The sequence below is a fragment of the Vreelandella subterranea genome (genome assembly GCF_900111305.1).
GTDB lineage: Bacteria > Pseudomonadota > Gammaproteobacteria > Pseudomonadales > Halomonadaceae > Vreelandella > Vreelandella subterranea.
This window is the reverse complement of the sequence record NZ_FOGS01000007.1, coordinates 105,030-125,389: the sequence shown is the minus strand read 5'-3', so window position 1 is coordinate 125,389 and position 20,360 is coordinate 105,030. Positions and strand designations below refer to the sequence as shown.

21 protein-coding genes are annotated in these 20,360 nt (G+C 58.2%); 9 read left to right on the top strand and 12 right to left on the bottom strand.

Annotated features, from left to right (window positions below; all coding sequences use genetic code 11):
• The first annotated feature begins 11 nt into the window (after positions 1-11).
• The 3 genes from BMX75_RS11440 to BMX75_RS11430 are packed head-to-tail and all read left to right on the top strand — an operon-like array spanning position 12 to position 1,040.
• Complete coding sequence (locus BMX75_RS11440; protein ID WP_092828031.1) at positions 12-344, top strand: ElaB/YgaM/YqjD family protein; 333 nt, start codon at positions 12-14, stop codon at positions 342-344.
• On the top strand, positions 344-745 hold the full coding sequence (locus BMX75_RS11435; RefSeq protein ID WP_092828029.1) for a phage holin family protein: 402 nt from the start codon (positions 344-346) through the stop codon (positions 743-745). Before BMX75_RS11440 ends, BMX75_RS11435 begins: the two co-directional genes overlap by 1 nt.
• Positions 720-1,040 (top strand): YqjK family protein, encoded by a 321-nt coding sequence (locus BMX75_RS11430; protein ID WP_092828027.1) that lies wholly within the window; start codon positions 720-722, stop codon positions 1,038-1,040. The genes BMX75_RS11435 and BMX75_RS11430 overlap by 26 nt, the downstream gene beginning before the upstream one ends.
• Positions 1,041-1,062: 22 nt before the next feature.
• Here BMX75_RS11430 and BMX75_RS11425 read toward each other — a convergent pair whose 3' ends face one another.
• The gene (locus tag BMX75_RS11425; protein WP_092828025.1) at positions 1,063-2,247 is read right to left on the bottom strand and encodes a BaiN/RdsA family NAD(P)/FAD-dependent oxidoreductase; all 1,185 of its coding nucleotides are present in this window, start codon (positions 2,245-2,247) and stop codon (positions 1,063-1,065) included.
• A 185-nt stretch (positions 2,248-2,432) separates the two neighbouring features.
• On the opposite strand from BMX75_RS11425, the gene BMX75_RS11420 reads away from it, so the two are divergent.
• Entirely contained in the window at positions 2,433-3,497 is a 1,065-nt protein-coding gene (locus BMX75_RS11420) for an efflux RND transporter periplasmic adaptor subunit (protein ID WP_092828023.1), read from the top strand.
• Complete coding sequence (locus BMX75_RS11415) at positions 3,497-6,610, top strand: efflux RND transporter permease subunit (RefSeq protein WP_092828021.1); 3,114 nt, start codon at positions 3,497-3,499, stop codon at positions 6,608-6,610. The genes BMX75_RS11420 and BMX75_RS11415 overlap by 1 nt, the downstream gene beginning before the upstream one ends.
• Positions 6,611-6,702: 92 nt before the next feature.
• Here the strand turns inward: BMX75_RS11415 and BMX75_RS11410 are convergent, their stop codons facing one another.
• A complete protein-coding gene (locus BMX75_RS11410) occupies positions 6,703-7,128 on the bottom strand; it encodes a DUF3617 domain-containing protein (protein WP_092828019.1) in 426 nt (141 codons plus the stop codon).
• Positions 7,129-7,241: 113 nt separating this feature from the next.
• Between BMX75_RS11410 and BMX75_RS11405 the strand changes: the two genes are divergently transcribed.
• On the top strand, positions 7,242-7,451 hold the full coding sequence (locus BMX75_RS11405) for a zinc ribbon domain-containing protein (RefSeq protein ID WP_092828017.1): 210 nt from the start codon (positions 7,242-7,244) through the stop codon (positions 7,449-7,451).
• On the opposite strand, the gene BMX75_RS11400 is transcribed toward BMX75_RS11405, so the two are convergent.
• From BMX75_RS11400 to BMX75_RS11385, 4 genes are all read right to left on the bottom strand, one after another.
• On the bottom strand, positions 7,448-8,284 hold the full coding sequence (locus BMX75_RS11400; RefSeq protein ID WP_092828015.1) for an ABC transporter permease subunit: 837 nt from the start codon (positions 8,282-8,284) through the stop codon (positions 7,448-7,450). The genes BMX75_RS11405 and BMX75_RS11400 overlap by 4 nt on opposite strands.
• Positions 8,281-9,192 (bottom strand): ABC transporter permease subunit, encoded by a 912-nt coding sequence (locus tag BMX75_RS11395; protein WP_092828013.1) that lies wholly within the window; start codon positions 9,190-9,192, stop codon positions 8,281-8,283. Before BMX75_RS11395 ends, BMX75_RS11400 begins: the two co-directional genes overlap by 4 nt.
• 75 nt (positions 9,193-9,267) lie before the next feature.
• Positions 9,268-10,449: an ABC transporter ATP-binding protein gene (locus BMX75_RS11390; RefSeq protein WP_066322211.1), complete on the bottom strand. Its 1,182-nt coding sequence runs from the start codon at positions 10,447-10,449 to the stop codon at positions 9,268-9,270.
• Positions 10,450-10,555: 106 nt separating this feature from the next.
• Positions 10,556-11,659, bottom strand: a complete 1,104-nt coding sequence (locus BMX75_RS11385; RefSeq protein WP_092828011.1) for a polyamine ABC transporter substrate-binding protein — start codon at positions 11,657-11,659, stop codon at positions 10,556-10,558.
• 320 nt (positions 11,660-11,979) lie between these two features.
• Between BMX75_RS11385 and ahpC the strand changes: the two genes are divergently transcribed.
• Both ahpC and ahpF read left to right on the top strand, forming a co-directional pair.
• Positions 11,980-12,543, top strand: coding sequence for an alkyl hydroperoxide reductase subunit C (gene ahpC, locus BMX75_RS11380; protein ID WP_092828009.1), 564 nt, complete (start codon positions 11,980-11,982; stop codon positions 12,541-12,543).
• Between the two features lie 135 nt (positions 12,544-12,678).
• The gene (gene ahpF, locus BMX75_RS11375; RefSeq protein ID WP_092828007.1) at positions 12,679-14,235 is read left to right on the top strand and encodes an alkyl hydroperoxide reductase subunit F; all 1,557 of its coding nucleotides are present in this window, start codon (positions 12,679-12,681) and stop codon (positions 14,233-14,235) included.
• Between the two features lie 116 nt (positions 14,236-14,351).
• Here ahpF and BMX75_RS11370 read toward each other — a convergent pair whose 3' ends face one another.
• Positions 14,352-14,927, bottom strand: a complete 576-nt coding sequence (locus BMX75_RS11370) for a bactofilin family protein (protein WP_092828005.1) — start codon at positions 14,925-14,927, stop codon at positions 14,352-14,354.
• Positions 14,928-15,135: 208 nt separating this feature from the next.
• Between BMX75_RS11370 and BMX75_RS11365 the strand changes: the two genes are divergently transcribed.
• Positions 15,136-15,708 carry a bactofilin family protein gene (locus BMX75_RS11365; protein WP_092828003.1) on the top strand — a complete coding sequence of 191 codons (573 nt, stop codon included), beginning with the start codon at positions 15,136-15,138 and terminating at the stop codon, positions 15,706-15,708.
• On the opposite strand, the gene BMX75_RS11360 is transcribed toward BMX75_RS11365, so the two are convergent.
• From BMX75_RS11360 to hemA, 5 genes are read right to left on the bottom strand one after another with little or no spacing between them, the layout of a single operon-like run.
• Entirely contained in the window at positions 15,705-16,460 is a 756-nt protein-coding gene (locus BMX75_RS11360) for a HesA/MoeB/ThiF family protein (protein ID WP_092828001.1), read from the bottom strand. The two genes, BMX75_RS11365 and BMX75_RS11360, sit on opposite strands and share 4 nt — an antisense overlap.
• Positions 16,461-16,463: 3 nt before the next feature.
• The gene (locus BMX75_RS11355; protein WP_092827999.1) at positions 16,464-16,964 is read right to left on the bottom strand and encodes a winged helix-turn-helix transcriptional regulator; all 501 of its coding nucleotides are present in this window, start codon (positions 16,962-16,964) and stop codon (positions 16,464-16,466) included.
• A gap of 22 nt (positions 16,965-16,986) precedes the next feature.
• Positions 16,987-17,841 (bottom strand): peptide chain release factor N(5)-glutamine methyltransferase, encoded by an 855-nt coding sequence (gene prmC / locus BMX75_RS11350; RefSeq protein WP_092827997.1) that lies wholly within the window; start codon positions 17,839-17,841, stop codon positions 16,987-16,989.
• Positions 17,841-18,929 carry a peptide chain release factor 1 gene (prfA, locus tag BMX75_RS11345; protein ID WP_092827995.1) on the bottom strand — a complete coding sequence of 363 codons (1,089 nt, stop codon included), beginning with the start codon at positions 18,927-18,929 and terminating at the stop codon, positions 17,841-17,843. Before prfA ends, prmC begins: the two co-directional genes overlap by 1 nt.
• Complete coding sequence (hemA, locus tag BMX75_RS11340; RefSeq protein WP_066322238.1) at positions 18,926-20,239, bottom strand: glutamyl-tRNA reductase; 1,314 nt, start codon at positions 20,237-20,239, stop codon at positions 18,926-18,928. Before hemA ends, prfA begins: the two co-directional genes overlap by 4 nt.
• Between the last annotated feature and the right edge of the window lie 121 nt (positions 20,240-20,360).

The window sequence follows — 20,360 nt, the reverse complement described above, 5'->3', positions numbered from 1 at the left end:
AGGAAGACATCATGGCTAAACGTCAAAATGAAAGCGCCGCTCAGGCCGATCAATTGAAAGAAGATCTGCGCCATCTGAGCGATACCGTCGAAGAGCTTGTCAATGCCACCTCAAAAGACGCCAGCAACGAAATGCGTGATCTGCGCAGCCGTGCCGAACAGCGTCTCAAGGATACCCGTCAACGGCTGGAAGCGCGTGGCGAGCGTATTTATGAAGACACCCGCGACTCCCTGACACACCAGGCTGATGCCTGCGACCGCTATGTCCACGAAAATCCCTGGACCAGCATCGGCATCGGTGCTGCAGCAGGCGTCATCATCGGTATGCTCATCGGTCGCCGCTAATGGCTTTGGGGCCTACCCAACGCGTTTTTTCGGCGGCTAAACGCTTACTCAGCTCGCTGATCGCCAACGGTGAAACGCGTTTGCGTTTAGCGGTGGTAGAGCTGGAAGAAGAACGCTCACGGCTGCTTGTACTCCTGCTGTTGGCTGGCGCCAGCCTGCTTTTGCTGTTGCTCGGCGTCGCCACCCTAGTGGCACTGGTGGTGGTACTGTTCTGGGATACCTATCGGCTTGCCGCCATTGGCGGAAGCGCTCTGGTATTGATTATGGCCAGCTTCACGCTGGCCGTGATTGCGCTTCGCCAAGCGAAACAGCACACCCTGCTTAAAGAAACGCTGAACCAACTGGCGGCTGACCGCGCCTTGCTGGAGGCTAAAAATGAGTCCGACCAACGCCCCCGCTAAGCCAACAGGCGCCGACACCAAGCCACCTTCCCGGGCGGAGCGCAAGGCGCGCCTGCTAGCCGAACTGGAGCAGCAGCGTGTGGATATCCTGGTCGACAGCGATCAGCTTTTGCGCGCGGCGTCTCCCCTCGACTCCCATTGGCAACGCTTTAAAATACCTGCTTATGTCGTCGGCGGTTTCGTTGCCTTGCGCCTGGCCCGTCATCCTCGCGGGGTACTGGCAAGTGGTCGTAAGGTCCTGGCGGGGTACATGCTTTTACGCAAGCTCAAGCTGCTTGCCAAGGCGACCACCTGATACCCGCAGCGGTTTGTCTGGGTCAGCAAGCCTGACCGCAGGCGACCCCGCTAGCCCAGGCCCACTGAAAGTTATAGCCTCCCAGCTCACCGGTCACATCGAGCACTTCGCCAATGAACCGCAACTGGGGCAATCCACTGACCTCAAAGGTCTTGGAGGAAATTGCCTGGGTATCCACCCCCCCCATTGTGACTTCCGCCGTTCGCCACCCTTCAGTACCGGCAGGTTTCAACTGCCAGCGGTTCAGCCGTGCCGACCAACGCTCAAGCTGGGCATTGCTGTATTGCGCCAATGGCTGCCTGTCATGGCCTTCTGGATACCAGTCACACAGCGATTGCGCCACCCGCTTGGGCAAATAATCCATCAGCCACGTGGCCAACTGGCGTTTTGGTGTGTGTTCGCGGGCATGATGCAGCAACGCCTTGGCATCCTGCTGCGGCAATAAATCAATTTCAATCGCCTCGCCGGGCGCCCAGACACTGGATGCTTGCAGCATGCCAGGGCCGGATAACCCGCGATGGGTAAACAGCATGGGTTCATTAAAACGCTGCGCGCCAACGCTCACCGTCACCGGCAAGCTGACGCCCGATAGATCGCTGGCCCTGGCTTTCCACTGATCGCTGAGCGTAAACGGCACAAGGCCCGGTGTCGTCGGCTGCACGGCAAGACCAAACTGACGGGCGAGGTCGTACCCGAAGCTACTCGCCCCCATGGTCGGAATCGACAGTCCCCCGCTTGCCACGACGACGACCCCCGCATCGATACTCCCCATCGAGGTCGTTAGCCGCATGGCACCGCCCTGCTCCTCGACGCGGGTGATCTGAGTACTGAGCCGTATGTCAGCACCCGCCCACTCACACTCGGTGAGCAGCATGCGGACAATCTCTTTGGCAGAGGTCGCACAGAATAGCTGGCCGGGCGTTTTTTCCACGTAGTCGATTCCATGACGCTCTACCAGCTCGACAAAATGCTCGGGCCGGTAGCGTTTTAACGCCGAAATACAAAAATAGGGGTTTGACGAGTAAAAGTGCTGTGGCGTAGTGCCAAGATTGGTAAAGTTGCAGCGCCCACCGCCTGACATGAGGATTTTTTTGCCAGCTTTTTTCGCATGATCAATCACCAACACACGCTTTCCGGCATAGCCCGCTTGGGCGGCACACATCAGGCCTGCCGCACCAGCCCCAATGATCACGACATCGTAGGTCATTCTTCAGCGCTCCAAGCTTGGCAAAAGGCGGCATTCTAACAGCCTCCAGAGGCGTTTTTTATTGTATCATTGAAATAATAAATATAGCTTTTGTATAAGACCACATCGCTATCGACATCGACAAAATAAACCGCTGCCTGGCGTCAGGATAGTGCGCAGGCGGTCCACGTATTGCAGAGAGACTTATGCCTTTATTGCGCCGCTTGGCTGTCACGCTACTGCTCATCACAGCCCCCATCGCCAGCCTGGCTCAATCCGAACCCAGCGTGATTGGTGTTCGCGCCATGCTTGCCACTTGGTCTGACCCCATTGAAGCATTGGGAACGTTGCGCGCCGATGAAAGCGTGACACTATCGGCTACCGTCACCGACATCATTGCCGAGATCAATTTTCAGGACGGCCAGCGCGTGGCCGAGGGCGATACGCTAATTCGCCTGCGGGATGCTGAAGAGCAGGCACGTTTAAGGGCCGCACAATCGCTACGAGACGAGCGGCGTAACGCCCTGGGGCGCGCCTCTGAGTTACAGAACCGCAACCTGGCAGCACGCGCTGACGTAGAAGATAGCCAGTCGCGCGTTGACCAGGCCGAGGCTGACATTGCGGCATTGCGTGCACGTCTTGAGGACTACCGGCTAACCGCTCCGTTCAGCGGTCGTGTCGGTACGCGCAACGTCAGCCCTGGGGCATTGGTGACGCCAGGCATGGAGCTGATCACGCTGGACAAACTGGACGTCATGAAGCTGGATTTCAGCGTGCCGGAAACCTACCTCGGCCGACTTGCGCCCGGGTTGTCGCTCAGTGCCACCACCGCCGCCTATCCGGACGCGGTCTTCAACGGTGAAATTGCCAGTCTCGGGACGCGTGTCGACCCGGTGACCCGCAGCATTGGCGTTCGCGCGGAAATCGATAACGCGGATGAAAAGCTGCGCCCTGGCATGCTGATGGAAGTCGTGGTTCGCCAGCAGTCCCGGCAAAGCGTGGTCGTGCCCGAAGCAGCCGTCCAACCCAACGGTAACCGCCACTACGTGATGCTGATCGACGATCACGACAGCGCCCCTCGGTTACGCCAGCAGAGCGTCGAACTAGGCGAGCGGCGGGCAGGCGAAGTGGAAATCAACCAAGGGTTAGCGGCCAATGACATCGTCGTGGTGCATGGTCTGCAGCGAGCTCGGGATGGTCAAGCGGTGCGGCTGATTGGCCTGCTGGACGAAGATACCGATGTGCGTGACTTACTCGAGGCGGATCGCTAATGCGCTTATCGGATATATCGGTTCAACGCCCTGTCCTGGCGGTGGTGATGGCGGCGTTGATCATTGCCTTTGGCCTGCTGGCACTTGACCGCCTGCCGCTTCAGGAATACCCCACCGTCGACCCACCCGTTGTGAGTATCGATACCCGCTACCCCGGCGCGTCGGCGAGCGTCGTGGAAACCCGCATTACCCAGGTGCTTGAAGACCGCATTGCTGGCGTGGAAGGGATCGACCTGATCACCTCCCAAAGTGAGGACGGCCGCTCACGTATCGATATCGAATTTTCTCTGACCATGGACATCGACGCAGCGGCCAATGATGTGCGTGACCGGATAGGCGGCGCATTGCGCAACCTGCCCGACGACGCCGAGAACCCCGAGGTAAGCAAAGCCGACAGCAGCGAAGAAGTCGTCATGTGGCTGAGCCTTTCCGGGGACGGCTACTCGATCACCGAGCTGACCGACTACGCCAACCGCTTTCTGGTGGATGGCCTTTCGGTGCAGCCGGGTGTCGCCAGGGTGCGCGTGGGCGGCGGCCGGGACTATGCCATGCGCGTATGGATTGACCGCAACGCCATGGCAGCACGGAATTTAACCGTTGGTGATATTGAGGATTCACTACGCGCCGAAAACGTCGAGCTACCCGCTGGCGCCATCGAGTCCGAAGATCGGCAATTCATCGTGCGCCTGCCGCGCACCTTTGCAACCGCGGATGATTTTCAGGCGCTTCCGCTTGTCGAAGGCGACGATGGCTATCTGGTGCGCCTGGGAGACGTTGCCCGCGTCGAGGTCGGCTCCGTGGAGGACCGCACGGTCTTCCGCGCCAACGGTGTTCCCTTGGTGGGCCTCGGCATGATCATGCAGTCGACCGCCAACGTCGTTGAACTCTCAGGCGCGGTGCGCCAGGAGCTTGAACGCCTGCAATCGACGCTTCCCGATGGCATGTCGCTCAGCTTGAACTACGACGCGTCGGTGTTCGTTTCGGGAGCCATCAAGCAGGTCGTGTTGACGTTATTGATCTCGATGGTGCTGGTTATCGTGGTCATGTTTTTGTTTTTGGGCAACCTGCGCACCACGCTGGTCCCGGCGGTTACCGTGCCGATCGCCATCATCGGTGCCTTTACCGCGCTTGCGGTCATGAACTTTTCCATCAACCTGCTGACCCTGCTGGCACTGGTGCTGGCGATCGGATTGATTGTCGATGACGCCATTGTCGTCCTGGAAAACATCAATCGACGCATGCACGACGAAGGCGAAACACCCCTGGTGGCCGCGTTTCGTGGCACCCGCCAGATCGCCTTTGCGGTCATTGCCACCACACTGGTGTTGATTGCCGTCTTTGTGCCCCTCAGCATGCTGCAAGGCGACATCGGGCGGTTATTTTCGGAGTTTGCCCTCACCATGGCCGCAGCGGTCGCCATCTCCACCCTGTTGGCGCTGACATTGACACCGATGATGGCCTCCAAAATACTGTCGCCGCGCATGCACGACAGCCGCCTTTCCAAACGCGTGCAGCGCATCATGCGTAGCGCCCAACATCATTACCGTTCCTTGCTTGAAGTGCTGCTCGCGCGACGCAGCTGGGTCGTCGCCGTCTTTGGGGTACTGGTTGCACTGACCGCCTGGTTGAGCCAGCTACTGCCCAACGAGTACACCCCCCAGGAAGACCGGGGTAACTTCATCGTGCTGGTCAACGGGCCAGAAGGGGCCACCTTCGACTACATGATGGATTACATGGATGAGATAGAAGCCCGCTTGAGGCCAATGGTCGACAGCGGTGAGCTGGAACGGGTTGTCGTGCGGGCGCCACGCGGCTACGGCAATATCGAAAACTTCAACAGCGGTTTCATCATCGTCAACATGGCCGACTGGGGCAGCCGTCGTAGCGCCTGGGCGATCATGGACGATGTTCGCGCTGATCTGAATACCTTACCCGGCGTCCAGGCCTTCCCGGTCATGCGTCAGGGCTTCGGCCAGCGCACACAAAAGCCCGTGCAGTTCGTGCTCGGAGGAGGAACCTACGAAGAATTGGCCGAATGGCGGGACCGGCTGATTGACCATATCCGCGACGACAACCCACGCATTCGTGCCATCGAAAGCAATTACAACGAGACGCAGCCCCAGCTCAACGTGGAAATAGACGAACAGCGAGCCGCCGCCCTGGGGGTCACGGTCAGCGAGATCGGTCGCACACTGGAAGTGCTGCTGGGCGGGCGCAATGTCACCCGCTATGTCGATAACGGTGAGGAATACGATGTCATCGTTGAAGGCGACCGCGCCAGTCAGAACAGTCCCCGCTCACTGGACAACATTCAGGTCCGCTCGCTGCGCTCGGGTGAGCTTATTCCCCTGGCGAGCCTTGTAACATTAAGTGATGCGGCAGGGGCCAGTACGCTTAACCGTTTCGACCGTGTGCGCTCGATCACCATCGAGGCCAACCTGGCGGATGACTATCCGCTGGGCGAAGCCCTGAATTATCTGGAGCAAAGCGCCGACACACTACTGCCCGAAGAGGCACAAACCAATGTTGCCGGGCCATCACGGGATTTCCAGAATGCCAGTGGCGCCACCACCTTCCTACTGGTGCTGGGCGCACTGGTGGTCTTTCTGGTATTGGCCGCTCAGTTTGAAAGCTTCATTCATCCCCTGGTCATCATGCTCACGGTACCCCTTGCCATGAGTGGCGCCTTGTTGGCGCTGTGGTTAACCGGCCAGTCGCTGAACATCTACAGCCAGGTGGGGCTGGTCCTGCTGATCGGCCTGGCGGCCAAGAACGGCATCCTGATCGTCGAGTTTGCCAACCAGTTGCGCGATGAAGGGCGCGATTTCCGCAACGCCTTGGTCGACGCTGCGGTCACCCGTTTACGGCCTATCCTGATGACCGCAATCACTACCATGGCCGGGGCTATTCCGCTGATCGTCTCCAGCGGCCCGGGGGCCGAATCGCGCTATGTGATTGGTATTGTCATCATGGCCGGCGTGGGGGCGGCCACCCTGTTCACGCTGTTTGTGGTGCCGGTCGCCTACGATTTATTGTCTCGTCACAGTGGCTCGCCAGGCGCCGTCAAACGCCGACTGGAGCATGAAATCGCCCAGTCGCCACCGGAACGGTAACCAAGGGCGGCCTCTATACATTTCTGTTGTCAATCAGCAAAGAGGGCGCACCTGCTGGTGCGCCCTCTTATGCATTACCCGTCAGGCTAAGCTTAACAATCGCCTAAGCGCTGACCGTCAATCTGGGTCTGCATGTTCAGCTCACCCATGGGCGACTGCGTCATGATATCAACGGAGCCCTCGATGCGCTCACCCATGAACTGCATATCACCATCGATATTGGCTTCGCCGCCGTCAGCCCGACATACCATGCTGTAGGAAAGGCCGTCGGCACTGGTATCCTGATTGAGTAGTTCGCAGCCTTCCTCTTCCTCAATAAAGCCCAGATCGGCATCGTCCAGGTCTTCCTGGGTAATGCACTGCTGTTCGGTGTTTGTCTGGTCAGGAATGGGCATGTCACCGCTCACGGTGGTGGTACTGACAAATTCCCATGAACCCGGCGTTATATTGGGTGTTTCCGCCCATGCGGCTACCGGCAAGGCCACCAAGGCCGCTACGGCCAGCTGTCGTAACTTCATCGCTGCTCTCCACTGCGTTATAAAACGGCGTTTCGCCTAACTGATTGCATACGCCGATGCCTCTCGATGACACGGCTGCTACACTAAAGTGTCACTGTCAAAAGGATCGCGCCATGCAAGAAGATACCTTGGTAGAGTATGACGCCTACTGCCCCTACTGCGATACCTTGTTAACACTATTGATTGATGCCTCCCAGGGCAGTCACGTTACCTGGGAGGATTGCCACCAGTGCTGTGCGCCCATCCAGTTGGCTATCGAGGTATCGCTGGTCACCGGCGAGCTGGAAAGCGTAAGCCTGGGCAGCGATGACGATGTGCTCTAACCTGACGCTTTCAACACCTGCTGTCGCTTGGCCTCGTTGCGACGCATGATGTACCACGCCAGCAGCGTTGCCAGCGATACCGCTAAAATGATCAGCGTTGCCAGCGCATTGATCTTGGGCGATACGCCCATTCGCACCGACGAAAACACCACCATTGGCAGCGTATTGGCCCCCGGGCCGGATACAAAGCTGGCAATCACCAGATCATCCAGCGACAGCGTAAAGGCCAACAGCCAACCGGCCACCAGCGCTGGTGCGATGACCGGCAGCGTCACGCAGAAAAAGGTTTTCATCGGTGGCGACCCCAGGTCCATCGCAGCCTCTTCGATGGACCGATCAATCTCACGCAGGCGAGCTGCCACCACCACGGCCACGTAGGCACTGCAGAAGGTGGTATGCGCAATCCAGATAGTTGCCATCCCCCGGTCGGCGGGCCAGCCGGTGATCTGGGCCATTTGCACAAACAGCAGCAATAGCGACAGCCCGGTGATCACCTCGGGCATTACCAGGGGAGCGGTGATCATAGTGGAAAGCGCCGTTTTACCGCGAAACTGCCCATAGCGGGTCATCACGAACGCCGCAACGGTTCCCAGGCATACCGCCATGCTGGCGGAGAAAAAGGCAATGCGCAGGCTCATCCATATAGCTGAAAGGATTTGCTCATCGCGAAACAGCGCCCCGTACCATTGGGTCGAAAATCCCGCCCATACCGTCACCAGTTGGGAGGCGTTGAACGAGTACACCACCAGTACCAGCATGGGCCCGTACAGGAAGAGCAGTCCAAGGGCCAGCATGACACTGCTAAAACGGAGACGAGGCTTGGCAAGGCTCATTCGTTCAACTCCCGTGACTGATGACGGTGGAACCAGACGATCGGGATCAACAGCAGCAGCAACATGACCATGGCCAGCGCCGAGGCCACGGGCCAGTCACGGTTGTTGAAGAACTCTTCCCAGAGCACCTTGCCGATCATCAAGGTATCCGGCCCGCCCAGCAGCTCAGGGATCACAAACTCGCCGACGGCGGGAATGAATACCAGCATCGAACCGGCAATGATGCCCCCCATGGACAGCGGTAGTGTCACCTTGATGAAGGTGTTCAGCTTGCGCGACCCCAGGTCTGAGGCTGCCTCGAGCAATGCATTGTCCAGCCGCGTCAGGTGGGCATAGAGCGGTAGCACCATGAAGGGCAGGTAGGCATAGACAATCCCGATAATCACCGCGAACTGGGTATTCATCATCCGCAGGGGAGCGTCGATCAGCCCCATGCCTATCAGCAGGTTGTTCAGTAAGCCGCTATTGCTGAGGATGCCCATCCAGGCATAGATCCGGATCAGAAAGGATGTCCAGGATGGCAGCATCACCAGCAGCAACAAGATCATCTGCCAGCGCGCACTCGCTTGCGCCATGGCGTAGGCCATGGGGTAACCGATCAACAAGCAGGCCAGAGTCGAGATGAAGGCGGTTTTCAGCGACCCCCAATACGCCGCCACATACAACGAATCCGATGCCAGAAACAGATAATTGCCCAGGTTGAGGGCAATGTTCAGGGTTTGATCGACAACCTCGACCAAGGGCCCGTAGGGCGGCACCGAGATGGCCGCCTCCGAGAAACTGATTTTCAGCACCAGCGCAAAGGGCAGCAGGAAGAATAGCGTCAGCCACACGAGTGGCAACGCAATAACCGCACGCCGTCCCAGTTGAAGGCGTTTCAGCGTGGCGGCAAATCGAGCAGGCATCATTCAGACGGTCTCCTGAGCAACCACCGCAAAAGGCATTTTTCAATGCGCTTTTCATAGACGAGTAAGGTGCCCATGCTAACGGTTCAGCACCATGGCGCTATGATCTTCCCAGTACACATACACCTGGTCTTCCCAGGTGGGTCGGTCGCCGCGACGCTCGGTGTTGGCCATGCTGACCTTGATGAGTTGACCACTGGGGGTGCGCACGTAATAAAGCGAAAAGCCACCCAGATAGGCGATATCTTCCACCTTGCCTGCGCTCCAGTTACAGGCAGTGGATGGGCATTCGCGGGTCAGCCAGATCTTCTCCGGCCGAAGCGCGGCCCACACCCGCCGGTCCACGGCCTGGGTGGTTATACCGTGGTCGATATAGATCGGCCGTTCGAGCAGCGGCGAGACGATTTTACAGTGGTCGGCGGCGTCTTCGACGATTTCACCTTCAAATAGATTCACCGTGCCGACGAATTCGGCCACCATGCGGCTGACGGGGCTTTCGTAGACATCGATCGGCGAGCCTACCTGCTCGATCCAGCCGTCGGCCATGATCGCCACGCGGTCGGCCATGGTCATGGCTTCTTCCTGATCGTGGGTGACCATGATGCAGGTCACCCCGACCTGCTCGATGATCTCGACCACTTCCAGTTGCATTTCGGTACGCAGTTTCTTGTCCAGCGCCCCCATCGGCTCATCAAGCAGCAACAGCTTGGGGCGTTTGGCCAGCGAGCGGGCAAGTGCCACGCGCTGGCGCTGGCCGCCGGAAAGCTGGTGTGGCTTGCGCTTGGCAAAACGCTCCATGTGCACCAGCTTGAGCATATGCGCGACCCGCGCCTCGATATCCGCCTTGGGCAGTTTGTCCTGCTTTAGCCCAAAGGCGATGTTCTGGGCCACGGTCAAGTGCGGAAACAGCGCATAGGATTGAAACATCATGTTGATGGGACGCTTGTGCGGCGGCATGGCGGTAATATCGTCGCCGCCCAACAAGATACGTCCCTCGGTGGGCGTTTCAAACCCCGCCAACATGCGTAGCAGCGTTGACTTGCCAGAGCCAGAGCCACCCAGCAAGGCAAAAATCTCACCGCGCTTTACCTGCAGATTGACGTCATCTACCGCCAAGGCGTCATCAAAGCGTTTGCTTAACCGCTTCACCTCCAGCACGATGTCGTCCGCGAACCGTGGGGCTTTGCCCAGGGCGCGCATTGCAGCGGCATTGGCAGGAAGATTGGATGACGCGTCGTTCGATAGCGGCGTAGTCACCATTCGCCACTCCCATCAAAAGGCCCGCAGACAGCGGGCAATCAAAAAACAAACAGCGAGCCCAGGCCAATCCTTTAGATGCCTGAGCTCGCCGTCGGATGAACGTATCTTAGCGACCGGATTTTACGCGGTTCCAGATACGAGTGCGAGCGCGCTGGATGTCCTGGGGCTTTTCAACCTGAACGTAGAGGTTATCCATCACGTCAGTATCAGGGTAGATGGCGGGGTCGTTGAGAATCTCCTCTGAAAGGTATTCATCCGCCGCGGCGTTGGGGTTGGCATAACGCACGTACTCGGTGATTTCGGCGGCGATTTGCGGATCAAGAATAAAGTTGATGAAGGCATGGGCGTTATCGGGATTGGGCGCATCGGCGGGAATCGCCATCATGTCAAACCACAATGCCGCACCTTCTTTGGGGATGCTGTAAGCAATTTCGAAATCACGCCCGGCTTCTTCAGCCCGGTCGGCCGCCTGGAAAATATCCCCCGAGTAACCGGCCGCCACACAGATGTCGCCGTTGGCCAGGTCCGACACATAGCGAGACGAGTGGAAGTAGGTCATGTCATCACGCACTTTGGCGAGTAACTCACCTGCTGCTTCAAGGTCTTCGCGGCTTTCATTCGTCGGGTCCAGGCCCAGATAAACCATCGCGGGCGACAGCATTTCATCGCCGGAATCCAGCATCGACAGCCCGCAACCGGCCTCGCTGAGTTGTCCGGTGATCTCAGGGTCAAACAGCAAGGCCCAACTATCGACCGGGGCATCTTCGCCAAGAATTTCTTTAACGCGATCAACGTTGTAACCAATACCGTTGGTTCCCCACATATACGGCACCGAGTACTCACTGCCTGGGTCGACCGCTTCCAGGTTCTCCATCAGCGCCGGATTCAAGTGCTCTAAATTGGGAATCTTGTCATGGTCAAGCGGTTGATACACATCGGCTTTCATTTGCCGCGTGAGATAGTAGGTGGACGGCACCACCACATCGTAGCCGGACCGGCCTGAAAGCAATGCCGCATCGAGTATTTCGTTGCTGTCAAATACGTCGTAGGTAACCTCGATGCCAGTGCGTTCCGTGAACTTTTCCAATGTATCGGGTGCAATATAGTCGGACCAGTTGTATACCCGGACTTCATCGGCATTGACAGTGGTTGCCGCTGCGGCAAGTGAAATGGCCGCAACGGCCCTGGAAAGTTTGTGGATATTCCCCATTACCCTGCTCCTTAGTGAAACCAACGATAAACTCAAGTAAGGTTTTAACCTCGCCCGTTCGCCACTGAGCGACTGGCCGTGCGAATTTTGCGGCGCGGAGCCCGCTACCGCAAGACAACGCGCAAAAAAGTATTATGCCCACAGGCAGCCTGCTTCTACCCCAGCGTAGCGCAATACACGACATGAACATATGCGAGCTCTATCAATAGTCTCCTTCTATCTGCTTGATATTTTTTTCCAATTTCATCAGTTATAACCTAGCCTTTAGTCTAACTATCGAGATTATTTACTGTCATTCGTTGCCAATGGAGATGTTATAGATGTCCTTGATCAATTCTGAAGTCAAACCGTTCAACGCAACCGCTTACTTGAACGGAGAATTCGTTGACGTTTCTGACGCCGATCTACAAGGTCAGTGGAGCATCTTCTTCTTCTATCCAGCCGACTTTACCTTTGTCTGCCCAACCGAGCTTGGTGATCTGGCAGACAACTATGAAGAATTCAAGAAACTCGGTGTCGAAATTTACAGCGTCTCTACCGACACGCACTTTACCCACAAGGCATGGCACGACAGCTCGGAGACCATCGGCAAGCTGCAATTCCCGATGATTGCTGACCCGACGCTGCGTATCTCGCGCAACTTTGACGTCTTGATTGAAGACGCTGGCCTCGCCGAGCGCGGCACCTTTGTTGTCGACCCCGACGGCAAGATCCAGATCGTTGAAATCAACGCCGGCAACATTGGCCGCAACGCCGAAGAGCTGCTGCGCAAGGTGAAAGCCGCGCAACATGTGCGTGCCAACCCCAACGAAGTCTGCCCTGCCAAGTGGAAAGAAGGCGAAGAGACCCTCGCACCCTCGCTGGATCTGGTCGGCAAGATCTAACGCTATTAACGGCGCCGCAACGCGTTAGTTTTCGACAGGCACCCGGGGATCACCCGGGTGCTGTTGTCTGGTACCCCTGAAACGACGACCCCATTGCCGTCATACACCTTTGTAAGCCAAGAGGTTGTTTCGATCATGCTCGACGCCAATTTAAAAGATCAGCTAAAAGCGTATTTGGAAAAAGTAACGCATCCGCTTGAGCTTGTCGCCTCGCTGGATGACGGTGATAAATCGAAGGAATTGCTCAACCTGCTACAAGACATTAGCAGCTTGAGCGACAAGATCACCCTGTCGACGGAAGGCAACAATCCGCGAACACCGTCTTTCGCCATTACCCGGCCCGGCGAAGACACTGGCGTCGTGTTTGCGGGCATTCCCATGGGCCACGAGTTCACCTCCCTCGTCCTGGCCCTGCTGCAGGTTGGCGGACACCCGCCCAAGGCCAGTGACGATGTCCTCGACCAGATCCGCGCGCTCGATCAGGAAATGGTCTTTGAAACCTACTATTCGCTGTCTTGCCAGAACTGCCCCGATGTTGTCCAGGCACTCAACCTGATGGCGATTTTCAACCCCAATATTCGCCACGTTGCCATCGACGGCGCACTGTTCCAGGACGAGGTGGAAGACCGCGAGATCATGTCGGTGCCCAGCATCTACCTCAACGGCAAGCCCTTTGATCAAGGTCGCATGACCCTTGAGCAAATTCTTGCCAAGGTGGATACCGGGGCCGCCGAACGCGAGGCGAAAAAACTCAGCGAAAAAGCGGCCTTTGACACCCTGGTGCTTGGCGGTGGGCCGGCCGGCGCCGCGGCCGCCATTTACTCGGCGCGCAAAGGCATCCATACCGGCATCGCAGCCGAACGCTTCGGCGGTCAGGTGGCCGACACCATGGGCATTGAAAACTTCATCTCGGTATCGCACACCGAGGGGCCCAAGCTGGTCAGCGCGCTCGAGGAACACGTCAAGGATTACGAAGTGGACGTGATGAACCTGCAGCGCGCCACCTCGCTCAAAACTGCCGATACTGAAGGCGGCCTGCACGAGGTGACATTGGCGTCCGGCGCCACGCTTAAAAGCAAGACGCTGGTATTGGCCACCGGCGCGCGCTGGCGTGAAATGAACGTGCCTGGCGAGCAGACCTACCGTAACAAAGGCGTGGCGTACTGTCCGCACTGCGACGGCCCGCTGTTCAAGGGCAAGCATGTCGCCGTGATTGGCGGCGGTAATTCCGGCGTAGAGGCCGCGATTGACCTGGCAGGCATTGTCGGGCACGTGACGCTGATCGAGTTCATGGGAGAAATGCGCGCCGACGCCGTCCTGCAGAAAAAACTCAAGAGCCTGCCCAACGTGGATATCATCCTCAACGCCCAGACCACCGAAGTAATCGGCGACGGTAGCCGCGTGAATGGCTTGACCTACAAGGACCGTACCAACGACGAAATCAAGCACGTCGCGCTGGAAGGTATTTTTGTGCAGATTGGCCTGGTACCCAACACCGAATGGCTGAAAGGTTCGCCCATCGAGATGAGCCCGCGCGGCGAAATCATCGTCGATGCACATGGCATGACATCGGTGCCGGGCATTTTTGCCGCCGGGGACGTCACCACCGTGCCTTACAAGCAGATCGTTATTGCCATGGGCGAAGGTGCCAAGGCATCACTGGGCGCCTTCGACTACCTGATACGCCTCTAGGTTGCCCCCAAATCCCCCTACCGGTCCACGGGTAATTGTTAACTACGCTTGGACCAATTTCCTTTAACGCTGAGTACAATGGCGTCGCGCCCGCTGACTAGCGGGCTTTTTTATGCTCACCTGTCGGTGGCCTGACAGTCTGCGACGGTACCTGTGAGGTTTGCACCGGAATGACATTCAAAACGGTTCGTTGACATCGCACCATGCACCTTGGCACTCGACATCAGGGTCAATCTCTCACTGGCATGGACGTCGCCGTCCAGATGGCCATCGATACAGACATGCCCCCCTTCCAGGTCAGCGCTGACCAAACTGCTGGCGCCCAGTTGAATCAGTTGATGCCTGGCAATCACAGACCCCACCACGCACCCTTTAATCGACACGCTTTCATTGGCAATGATGTTACCCGCTACCTGCGTCGCCACTCCCAGATAACTTCCCTCTCTGCTCGAGGCCTCATGCGAAACATCACCGTCGCAACGGGGCGGCTCCTCAGACGGCGTGAAGGCATCAGACAAAGCAGGCAGGGTCCGCGCATTATCAACGGCTGCTGCGTCGTCGGTTCGAGCGCTTACCCTTGAGGCGTCATCAATTTTCGCTGCCCGTTTTTTCAGTTTTTTACGCCTACCATCCACAATAATCAATGTCATTACCGCAACGCTAAGCAAAATCAGCCATGTTTCAATACCCATGAGATGCGATGCCCCCGCTTTTCATTCAGCGTCAATGTTATAGACCCAAGCTGATCAGCTAACGTCAAGAATACAAGGCGAGTTGCGCGGTATCTTTGCGCTTTGACTTAACCATGTTCAGCGTAAATTAACAATATCGCATGAAACACAGCCATCATGCTGCTATTGCCGCCATGGCAACCGCTCTCAACCCCAACAGGTATATCGCATGTTCAGTAAAACCAAACCACCCACTGCGCCACACAGCACGAAGGACACGCAACAGGCAATGCCGGATGAGACCCTCAGCCTGCCCACTACGTCACGGCAAAGCACCTCGGTGATCGGCAGTAATACCCAGGTTCATGGCGATATCAATAGCGACGAAGACATTACCATCGAAGGCCAGGTCACTGGCGTCGTGACCTGCAAACAGCACACCGTGACACTGGGCAAAAATGGCAGCCTCAGTGGCGACGCCTACGCGCATACCTTGCGTGTTTCGGGTAGCGTGGACGGCAACCTGGTTGCCCTGCATAAGATAACGGTGCATGACGGGGCGTACGTGACCGGCACCCTTACCACTCCCTGCCTGGTACTCGAGGACGGCAGCGTCTTTCATGGCAGCATCGACATGAACCCGGATAACGACATTTTCACCAGCGTCTTTTCAGCGCCACCGTCAAAGGGCGTCAACAGCAAGGGGAAGCACGAGTCGTCAACACCACAGGCCGACCCGCAGAAAGCCAGCCTCCCGGCTGATGACGGCACCGCCACAAAAGAAGAAACCGACACCCCTTAACGGGCAGGCGCGCAGACCGGACAGGCAGGATCCCTGGGGACGTTAAAGTGTCGCCAGTGGCCGCTTAGCGCCTCGAAAAGCGATAGCCCCTGGTGGGCCTTGCCAGCGCCACTGAGCAGCTTGAACGCCTCGACGGCCTGGAAGCAGCCGATCACGCCGACCAGAGGGGCCATCACGCCGCTTTCTGCACAGCTCAACGCATCATCGCCTTGCCCATCGGGTGGGTACAAACAGGCGTAACAGGGCGCATCGGGCTGACGCGGATCAAATACCGCCAGTTGCCCTGAAAAACGAATCGCAGCCCCGGATACCAGCGGCACCCTGGCTTTTTGCGAGGCGGCATTGATGGCGTAACGGCTGGAAAAGCGATCCGTGCAGTCAAGCACCACATCGGCGGTGGCAACCAACCGCTCGAGCAGCTCACCCTGGGCGTGCTCCACGACCGTACTGACCCGGCACTCAGGGTTGAGTGCCTGCATACTGGCCTTGGCCGAATCGGCCTTGTTATGACCGATACTCGCCTGCTGGTGGGCAATTTGACGCTGCAGATTGGAAAGCTCAACGCTATCCGCATCAACCAGGGTGATATGCCCCACCCCCGCCGCCGCCAGATACAGCGCCGCCGGCGACCCCAACCCACCGGCCCCGACAATCAGTGCATGGCTACCGATCAGCCGCTCCTGACCGTCGATATCCACCTCTGGCAACATGATCTGACGGCTATAGCGCAGCAGCGCGGGATCATCCATCATGGGCTACTTTTCCTCGAAATCCTCAAACTCAGGTACATGCAGGCTGAAGCTTTCTTTCACCTCCTCCATGACCACGTAACTTTTCGACTCCTTGACGCCCGGCAGGGTCAGGACGACATCACCAAGCAGTTGGCGATACGCCGACATTTCGGGAATACGGCATTTTAAAATGTAATCAAACTGCCCTGAGACCAGGTGGCATTCCTGAATCTGCGGCAGCTTTTCCACTGCGCGTCGAAATTCATCGAAAACGGCGGGCGACTGGGTTTCAAGGCTGATCTCGACAAACACCAGTAGATTCGCCTTGAGCGCCTGAGGATCGAGAATCGCTTGATAGCCACGAATGATGCCGGCCTTTTCAAGGCGCTTGACCCTCTCCAGACAGGGGGTTGTCGAAAGCCCCACCTCGGTGGCCAGGTCCACATACGAAATTCGCGCGTTTTCCTGCAGACAGCGCAGGATTTTTAGATCGATACGGTCCAGCGTTTTGTTTTTTGCTTTCATGGCAGGATCCATTACTGAAGAATCAGACGGTAATTAAAGAGCCTAGCGTAACGCGTTCATGACCTCCCAGGTCGCGAACCGTTTCAACGTTTTGATAGCCCGCTACCCGCATGGCCTCGCGCAGTTCGGCGGCTTGGCCATGGCCATGTTCAAGCATCAGCCACCCCGAATCGGACAGGTAAGTCTCCGCCGTGACGATAAGGTACAGCAGATCTGCCAAGCCATCGGCGTCGGCCACCAGGGCAGACGCTGGCTCAAAGCGCACGTCTCCCCGTTTCAAATGCGGATCATCCGCCGCTATATACGGCGGGTTGGCGACAATCACGTCGAAAGCCGCCCCCTCAGGCGGGGCAGCTAAGGCACTGAACCAGTCGCTTTGCTGGAAACGGGCATTGCCAAGGCCCAGCTGTGTGGCATTTGTTTGCGCCAGCGCGACGGCGGCGGGGAGCAGGTCAACGCCGATCACCTGCCAACCGGGGCGTTCGCTGGCAAACGCCAGAGCAATCGCCCCGGTTCCTGTGCCGATATCCAGCAAGCGGCCCTGAGGTTGCGCCGCGCGGCGTAACGCCAACGCCACCAGCGTTTCGGTATCGGGCCTGGGAATCAGCGTATCCGGCGACGTCATGAGGCGCAGGCCCCAGAATTCACGCTCACCGGTCAGGTAGGCCACGGGGTAGCCCTGGGCGCGGGCAGCTACAAGCGCATCGAACCGCGCCTGTTGCCATTTTGAACAGCCTTTATCGCCCCAGGTATACAGCCAGGTGCGGTCACGCTCGATGGCATGCCCAAGCAATACCTCGGCATCCAGCCGCGCACTGGGTGAGCCTGCCTTCGCCAGCCGCTCCGTTGCCTTTCGTAGCAACGCATCCAGGGCCATCAGGCACCCTGCAAGGCAGATAACTGCTCCGCCTGATACTCTTGCACCAGCGGGTCGATCACATCGTCGAGCTGTTCACCGCTCACCACTTCGGTCAACTTGTACAGTGTCAGGTTGATGCGATGATCAGTAATCCGCCCCTGGGGAAAGTTATAGGTGCGGATGCGCTCACTGCGATCGCCCGAGCCCACCAGCGAGCGACGGGTATCGGCCTGGTCCTGGCGCTGAGCATCCTGGGCGCTTTGCTTCAACTTAGCCGCCAGCAGCGACATCGCCTTGGCCCGGTTTTTATGCTGGCTGCGCTCTTCCTGGCACTCAACGACCACCCCTGTGGGCAAGTGGGTAATGCGAATCGCCGAGTCGGTGGTATTGACGTGCTGGCCGCCCGCGCCGCTGGAGCGGAAGGTATCGACACGCAAGTCACCGGCGTTGATATCGATATCGCCGACATCGTCGACTTCGGGCATCACCGCCACGGTGCACGCCGAGGTGTGAATGCGCCCCTGGGATTCGGTGGCGGGGACGCGCTGGACGCGGTGGGCTCCCGACTCAAACTTCAGCCGGGCGTAGACGCCATCGCCCTTGACCCGGGAAATAATCTCTTTGTACCCGCCCTGTTCGCCGTGACTGGCGCTCACCACTTCCACCCGCCAACCGCGTTTTTCGGCATACCGGGAATACATGCGAAACAGGTCGCCGGCAAACAATGAGGCTTCATCGCCGCCCGTCCCCGCGCGGACTTCCAGGTAGACGCCACGGCCATCATCAGGGTCCTTGGGCACCAGCAGTCGCTTGAGCTCAGCATCTAACGCGTCCAGCTGCTCACGCCCGTCGTCGATCTCCATCTCAGCGAGTTCGCGTATCTCGGGGTCGCTGTCCTGGCTGAGCTGCTGCGCTGCATCAATATCGTTTTCGATACGGCGATAGCGCTGCCAAGCCCCCACCAGTTCGTCAAGTTCGGCATATTCGCGGGAGTAATCGCGAAAACGCTGCTGATCCTGGATCACCTCGGGGTCGGACAACAGCATCGACAGCTCTTCGAATCGGTCGGCAAAGCTATCTAAACGTTGGCGCAGTGTTTCTTTCATGCGGGCGTATCATCCTTCTGGCGATTGGCCGTCGATGTCGAGGGTTTCTCAAAGGCAGGCTTGGGCGGCATCAACAGTCGCGGCGCCGCTTCCAATAGCGCGTGATCTTCCTGAGACGCCGCATCGCGCAGCGTCTGTGTCGGCTGGTGCATCAGCCGGTTGGCCAGTTGGTGGGCCAGACGCTCGACAACCTTTGTCGGGTCCTCGCCACGCGCCAGACGCTCCAGGGCCTGGTCTCGGGCGGCATCCCTCAGCGACTCCCCGTGGCGGCGATAACCGCGAATAAGCTCGCCACCGTGGCGAATGCGCCGCTCATGCTGCCAGCCACTAACGCCATGCTCAATCAGTGACTCCGCCTGATCAGCGGCCACCTGACGATGCCGACGGTTTTCCTGAATGACTTCTTCAAGGTCATCGACGGTATACAGGAAGACATCGGCGAGATCCCCCACTTCGGGCTCGATATCCCGAGGGACGGCAATATCGACCATGAACACCGGGCGATGACGACGTTTTTTAAGGGCACGCTCGACCATGCCCTTGCCGAGAATCGGTAGCGGCGCCGCCGTTGAGGAAATAACGATATCCGCTTCCTCCAGCGCGGCCGGGATCTCCGGCAGGGTGATCGCCGTGCCGCCGAGGGGCGCTGATACCTTCTCGGCGCGCTCACGGGTCCGGTTGGCCACCGTCAGCTTTCGCACCCCGGCTTCATGGAGGTGCCGGGCGACCAGCTCGATGGTCTCACCTGCCCCGATCAACAGCGCCTTTGAGCGGCCAAAATCGTCAAAAATCCGGCTGGCCATGCTGACGGCGGCGTAAGCGATTGATACCGGGTTCTTGCCAATACCGGTTTCCGTGCGCACCTGTTTGGCCACGGCAAACGTATGCTGGAATAATCGTTCCAGCTCGCTGCCCAAGCCTTGGGCTTCACGGGCCTGCTGATAGGCTTCCTTGAGCTGACCAAGAATCTGCGGCTCACCAAGCACCATGGAATCGAGTCCCACGGCAACGCGCATCAGGTGGCGAACCGCCTCGTTATCCAGGTAGTGGTAGGCACAGTGGGTCAGTTCATCGACCTGTAACCGATGAAAGCGGCTCAGCCAGTCAAGGACGACTTTCTCGCCTGCCGCGTCAGTCACGCAATACAGTTCTGTCCGGTTACAGGTGGACAGTACCGCCGCTTCGCTGATTTGCGGTAGCGCACGCAATTCCATCAGCGCATGATTGAGCTGCGCCGGTGTAAAGGCAACCTGTTCGCGCACGGCGATGCTGGCGGTGCGATGATTAATTCCCAGGGCAAGGAGCGTCATGGGTTAGGCGTCTTCGCTAGTGTGTCGGTCTTCACGTCAATTTGGGCTTGCTCATGCAAGTCTGGGCAGAGATATGAGGGCTAAACGCCGCACGATAAAGGCACTATCTTATCACAGCACA